Origin of the sequence: Sphingomonas sp. (assembly GCF_025353885.1) — a bacterium.
Classification (GTDB): domain Bacteria; phylum Pseudomonadota; class Alphaproteobacteria; order Sphingomonadales; family Sphingomonadaceae; genus Sphingomonas_O.
Genome location: NZ_JANXNX010000050.1, coordinates 35,613 through 41,955, shown reverse-complemented (window position 1 = coordinate 41,955; position 6,343 = coordinate 35,613). Strand labels below are relative to the sequence as shown.

Genomic DNA, 6,343 nt, shown 5'->3' with positions numbered 1-6,343 from the left:
TCGCATTGGCGGGCAGCGTGTCGGCATCGACTGCAAAGCCATGGTTCATGCTGGTAATCTCGACCCGGCCATCTTCCAGTCGCTTGACCGGATGGTTCGCGCCGCGGTGCCCCTGGAACATCTTCACCGTCTTCGCCCCCGCTGCCAGCCCGAGGAGCTGGTGGCCAAGGCAAATGCCGAAGATCGGCGTGTCGGCAGCAATCAGTTGCTGGATGACCGGGACCGCATAGCCGCCGGTTGCCGCTGGATCGCCGGGACCGTTGGACAAGAACACGCCGTCGGGCTTGTGCGCGGCAATGTCGTCATACGTGGCGGTGGCTGGCACAACGGTAACGCGCGCGCCTGCCGCTACCAGGTTGCGGAGGATGTTGCGCTTTAAGCCGTAATCGACGGCGACGACATGGGGTTTACCCTCGGATGCGTGGCCCGTCGCATACCCCTGCCCCAGCGTCCAAAGCCCCTCGTCCCACGCATATGTTTGCAGGGTGGACACCTGTTTCGCCAGGTCTATTCCCTCAAGCCCCGACCATGCCCGTGCCTGTGCCAGCAAGGCTGGAACGTCGAAATCGCCCTTCGCCGAATGCGCGATGACGGCGTTCGGGGCACCAGCCTCGCGGATGCGCCGCGTCAAGGCGCGCGTATCGACGCCAGCCAGCCCGATCCGCCCATTGATCTTCATCCATTGGTCGAAATGCGAGGTGCTGCGGAAATTCGACGGCGCAGTCACGTCTTCGCGGACGATGCAGCCCAGCGCGTGCGGGTTGGTCGCCTCCAGATCTTCCGGGTTCGACCCGACATTGCCGATGTGCGGAAAGGTGAAAGTGACCATTTGGCCCGCATAGGACGGGTCGGTCATGACCTCCTGATAACCGGTCATCGCTGTATTGAAACAAACCTCGCCGACCGCGCTGCCCTCTGCGCCGAAGCCGCGACCATGAATGACGGTGCCGTCTGCCAGCACGAGAATCCCGGTCGCGATATCGGTGGCGCGCGAAGATTGGGCGTCGGCCATGCGGGCGGGCACTCCTTTGGGGTTAAACGGCGATGTCGCTAAGATTGGGCCGTTAAGCGCCACAAGCTTCCGGGTCAATTCTGGTAACGAAACTGCAATGCGGTTAAGACATGAAGTTTCCGAAAGAGAACCAATGATTCGAGACGATATTCAGGCGGCGCAGATCACGTCGATGAAGGCGCGCGACGCCGAGACGTTGGCCACCGTCCGCCTGATCCAGTCCGCCGTGAAAAACCGCGATATCGAGGCGCGGACCGGCAAGGCGCCCGCAGACGATGATACGATGGTGGTCGAAGTGCTGCAGAAGATGGTTAAACAGCGCCGCGAATCGATCGAGATGTTCACCAATGGTGGCCGTCAGGAACTGGCCGACAAGGAAGCCGCAGAGATTGCGGTCATCGAACGCTTCCTGCCCGCCCAGATGAGCGAGGCCGACACCCGCCTGACGATCGAGGCGATCAAGGTGGAACTCGGCGCGACGGGCGTCAAGGACATGGGTCGGGTCATGGCCACGCTGAAAGAACGTCATGCCAGCCAGTTGGACATGAGCAAGGCAAGCGCGCTGGTGAAGGCGTCGCTGGCGTAGCGCAGGGGGCATGATCTCCCCCCAATTCCTCGACGAACTTCGCGCACGCACCATGCTTTCCGCACTGGTCGGCCGCTCGCTCAAGCTGCAGCGCGCCGGGCGGGAGTTTAAGGCGTGCTGCCCCTTCCACAACGAGAAATCACCGAGCTTTTATGTCAACGACGACAAGGGGTTTTACCACTGCTTCGGTTGCTCGGCACATGGCGATGCGATCCGCTGGCTGACCGAGGCCAAGGGGCTGCCGTTCATGGACGCGGTCAAGGAACTCGCTGCCGCAGCTGGGATGGACGTCCCCGCCCCCGACCCGCGCAGCGCCGAACGGGCAGAGGTCGCCAATTCGCTCTATGACGTCATGACCGCTGCACAGACGTGGTTCGTCGAACAACTGGCGGGCCTCGCCGGCTCCGATGCCCGCGCCTACCTATCCAGGCGTGGGATCGACCCGGCCACCGCAATCGCCTTTGGCATCGGCTTTGCGCCGGACAGCCGGGGCAAGCTGAAGACCGCGCTGGCATCGTTCGGGAACGAAAGGCTGGTGGAGACGGGCCTGCTGATCTCGGTCGAGGAAAAAGAGCCCTACGACCGCTTTCGTGGCCGCCTGATGATCCCGATCCGGGACCCCCGCGCTCGGGTGATTGCTTTCGGTGGTCGAATTCTGGGACCGGGTGAACCAAAATATTTGAACTCCCCCGACACACCTTTGTTCGACAAGGGGCGAACCCTCTACAACCTCGATCGCGCGGGTGGCCCCGCGCGCAAAGCCGATCGCCTGATTGTCGTCGAAGGGTATATGGATGCGATTGCCCTCGCGCAGGCGGGCGTGGAAGAAGTCGTGGCTCCCCTGGGCACCGCGCTGACCGAGTTTCAGCTTGAACGGCTATGGCGGCTGGTCGATGTCCCCCTGCTGTGCTTCGACGGTGACGGCGCCGGACAGAAAGCCGCCATGCGCGCTGCCATCCGCGCGCTGCCGATGCTTGCTCCTGGAAAATCGCTCGGTTTCGTCCTGTTACCGACCGGCCAGGACCCAGACGATCTGGTCCGTAGTGGCGGGCGAAAGGCGATCGAGGGGGTCCTTGCCGCCGCCCGGCCGCTTGTGGAGCATCTTTGGCAGACCGAATACGACGCCGCCCCGCTTCGCACTCCGGAAGCCAAGGCCGGTCTGAAGCAGCGGATCGATGCCCATATTGCGACCATCGCCGATCCCGATGTCCGTCGCCATTACGCCCGTGAAATGCGCGAACGGTTCGATGCCGCCTTTTTTGCAGCGCGTGAACGCAGACCCTTCGTCAAGGGCAAGCCCTTCCAGAAAGGGGTCAAGTCGCGTGATCGACAAATCCCCCCCCTTGACAGCGTCAGGGCCATGCAGAGCCGGGGGATCGACCCCATGTATGAACGACCGATCATGGCTGGTTTGGTGCTTCATCCGTCGATCGTCCTGACCTGCGGCGAGACATTGTCATCGATCGTGATGAGCGATCTGACCCTCGATATCCTGCGAAATGTTCTGCTCGAAGGGGCATATGAAGGCGATCTCGTTGAAATCGGTCGCGTCGACACCATATGCCAATCTGCGGGGCTTTCCGATGTGTTGGAGGAGTTGCGTTCTTCGAATAGTCACAATCGCCTTGCCTTTTCGTTCTTGCGAAGCAATGCCGAACCGGAACGTGCGCGTCGCGATCTGGCGATGTTGATTGAGGCGGCGACGGCTCGACCCGAACTGGCAGAGGCGCTGGCAGCAGCGACTGCCAGGGTTGCGGCTGGTGGCGATGAAGAGAGTTTTGCCGAACAGGCGCGCCTTAACCGCGCGTTCAGCGAGGCAAAAGAAACCTTGATGTCCCTGATGGGATATGACGACGATTAGACGGGATACGAAGACCAGATGGTGAAAACGACCGAGCTGCCCGAGACACCTGATGCCAGTGATGCACCCCTGATCGACTTGAACGACGCCGAGCTGAAAAAGCTTATCGCGCGCGCCAAGAAGCGTGGCTACATCACATACGACCAGCTGAACGAGGCCCTGCCGCAGGATCAGATGTCCTCCGACCAACTCGAGGACGTAATGTCCGCGTTGAACGAGATGGGCGTCAACATCGTCGAGAATGACGAAGCTGGCGAAGACGGCGACGAAGCCGAAAAAGACGAGGACGAGGTTCAGTCGGTCGATGCCGATGATGGCAGCGGTCACGTCGCGGAAAAAGTGGTCAAGGTCACCGACCGCACTGATGACCCGGTGCGTATGTACTTGCGCGAGATGGGCGCGGTTGAGTTGCTCAGCCGCGAGGGCGAAATTGCTATCGCGAAGCGGATCGAAGCCGGTCGCGACACGATGATTCTGGGATTGTGCGAAAGCCCGATCACGTTCCACGCAATTATCGACTGGTCGAACGCGTTGAACGAAGGGACGATGCAGTTGCGTGAGATCATCGATCTCGACGCGATGCTGTCGAAGGATCCCGCTCCCGAAGCCATGGCAGAAGATGGCGAAGATGGTTCGGGCGAAATCAGCGAAAAGACCGCTGGCCCATCCTTCAAGGAAGAAGAGGAGCCTGAGGAAGCCGCCGCCGTCGACGAAGACGAGGAGGCGCTGACCGAGCGTCGCACGCCCCGCCAGTCGGACGACGAGGAGGAGGATAATACTCTCAGCCTAGCGCAGATGGAGGAGCAGCTAAAGCCTGCCGCTCTCGAAAAGTTCGCGACGATCACCGCGCTCTACAAGAAGTTCGCAAAGGTTCAGCAGGCGCGGATCGAGGCGCTGGGGGTCGGCAACGACTTCCCGGCTGCGGACGAGCGCAAATATCACAAGCTGCGCGAAGAGCTGACCGCCGAAGTTGAAAGCGTCCAGTTCCACAGTGGCAAGATCGAATATCTGGTCGACCAGCTGTATGCCTATAACCGTCGCCTGACCGCGCTTGGCGGGCAGATGCTACGGCTGGCCGAACGGCACAAAGTGCCGCGCAAGTCGTTCCTGGACAGTTACATCGACCATGAGCTCGATGAGACCTGGCTTGAGCGCGCGCGCGCTACCGACAAGAAATGGGCGGCGTTTGCTGCCGAAGAAGGCGATGCCGTCGATCGCATTCGCGTTGAGATCGGTGAAATCTCGCAGGCGACGGGGATGTCGCTGAGCGAATTCCGCCGCATCGTCAACACCGTGCAGAAGGCTGAGCGCGAGGCTCGCATGGCCAAGAAGGAGATGGTCGAGGCCAACCTGCGCCTCGTCATTTCCATCGCCAAGAAATATACCAACCGCGGGCTGCAGTTCCTGGATCTGATCCAGGAAGGCAATATCGGCCTAATGAAGGCGGTCGACAAGTTCGAATATCGCCGCGGCTACAAGTTCAGCACCTATGCGACCTGGTGGATTCGCCAGGCGATTACCCGGTCGATTGCCGACCAGGCGCGTACCATTCGTATCCCGGTGCATATGATCGAGACGATCAACAAGCTGGTCCGCACCAGTCGGCAGTTCCTGCATGAGCAGGGCCGCGAGCCAACGCCCGAGGAGATGGCCGAGCGCTTGTCGATGCCGCTTGAGAAGGTCCGTAAGGTGATGAAGATCGCCAAGGAACCGATATCACTCGAAACGCCAATCGGTGACGAGGAAGATTCGCATCTGGGCGACTTTATCGAAGACAAGAATGCCGTCATCCCCGTCGATGCAGCGATCCAGGCGAACCTGAAGGAAACGGTCACCCGAGTCCTGGCCTCGCTTACTCCCCGTGAGGAGCGTGTTCTGCGGATGCGCTTCGGCATCGGCATGAATACCGACCACACGCTCGAGGAAGTTGGGCAGCAGTTCAGCGTAACGCGTGAGCGCATTCGCCAGATCGAGGCAAAGGCACTTCGCAAGCTGAAGCACCCGAGCCGCAGCCGCAAGATGCGCAGCTTCCTCGACCAATAGCCAAGACCTTAAACCGCAAACCTTCCCCTATCCCTAACACCGCCTAAACCCTGTCTTTACGCCCTTCGGTATAGAAGCGTGTTGCACAGCGTTTTTTCAGTGCAACGGGGAACTGCAATTGGCCGAATTTTCATCGCCTGCTTTATCGCAAGGCCGCCCGGATATTTCCCGCGCGTCCCCGGTCGAGACATTGCTGTCGCTCGTCCAGGCTGAAGGAACGCTTGCGCATAGATATCCGGTATCGGAGGTCATGGTTCGCGGGCCTGAGGCGGCGCGCAATGTTGCCGATGCCGTGCACCATTTCTCGCTGCTGCACGGCCGCCATCCGGGCGTTGTCGATCATGCCCTGGTTCGTGCGCATGACATTGCTCACGGTGAGTTGCTCACCATGCTCGCAGCAGAATTTGCCGAAGAACGGCAATTCCTGACCAGGCTGGTGGTGGCTGTCGGGCCCTTGCCAAGCACGCCGGGGCAAGCCAACACCGAAACCGCCGTCCTTGCCCAGCATCATGCCATCGGCATGCTTGCCCAGTCGGAACGCGCCGGATGTGCACTGGGTGCCGCCGTTGCTGTCCTTATTGACTGGCTGGCGATTCGGGTTGTGCTGGATCATGCGGCCGAACGGCTGTCGGTGGACCCGCCAGCGCCGAGAATCCCGAGTACCGGTGCCATGCGGGCGCTGATAGCGGATCTGACGATGACGCCGGGCATGGAACGGGCGCTGGTGTTCGGCGGCCAGCAGATCGTCGCGCAGCACCGCGGTTTGTGGGATTTGCTCGAAGCGCGCAGCATTGCTCGCGAACATGCATTCTGAAAACAGCGCGACAAAGCGCTTGCCCTT

The 6,343-nt window shown here is 61.0% G+C and carries 5 protein-coding genes; 4 read left to right on the top strand and 1 reads right to left on the bottom strand.

Features of this window, described 5'->3' with window-relative positions; genetic code table 11:
* Positions 1–1,012 (bottom strand): glutamine-hydrolyzing carbamoyl-phosphate synthase small subunit (carA, locus tag Q0R02_RS05405; protein ID WP_293881497.1); only part of this gene is annotated, 1,012 nt, incomplete at its 3' end.
* Positions 1,013–1,145: 133 nt separating this feature from the next.
* On the opposite strand from carA, the gene Q0R02_RS05400 reads away from it, so the two are divergent.
* The 4 genes from Q0R02_RS05400 to Q0R02_RS05385 all read left to right on the top strand — a co-directional run bounded on the left by Q0R02_RS05400 (position 1,146) and on the right by Q0R02_RS05385 (position 6,316).
* A complete protein-coding gene (locus Q0R02_RS05400; RefSeq protein ID WP_293881496.1) occupies positions 1,146–1,598 on the top strand; it encodes a GatB/YqeY domain-containing protein in 453 nt (150 codons plus the stop codon).
* Positions 1,599–1,608: 10 nt separating this feature from the next.
* Positions 1,609–3,459 (top strand): DNA primase, encoded by a 1,851-nt coding sequence (dnaG, locus tag Q0R02_RS05395; RefSeq protein WP_293881476.1) that lies wholly within the window; start codon positions 1,609–1,611, stop codon positions 3,457–3,459.
* 18 nt (positions 3,460–3,477) lie between these two features.
* Complete coding sequence (gene rpoD, locus Q0R02_RS05390; RefSeq protein ID WP_293881475.1) at positions 3,478–5,502, top strand: RNA polymerase sigma factor RpoD; 2,025 nt, start codon at positions 3,478–3,480, stop codon at positions 5,500–5,502.
* A 118-nt stretch (positions 5,503–5,620) separates the two neighbouring features.
* A complete protein-coding gene (locus Q0R02_RS05385) occupies positions 5,621–6,316 on the top strand; it encodes a hypothetical protein (RefSeq protein WP_293881474.1) in 696 nt (231 codons plus the stop codon).
* The last annotated feature ends 27 nt before the right edge of the window (positions 6,317–6,343 follow it).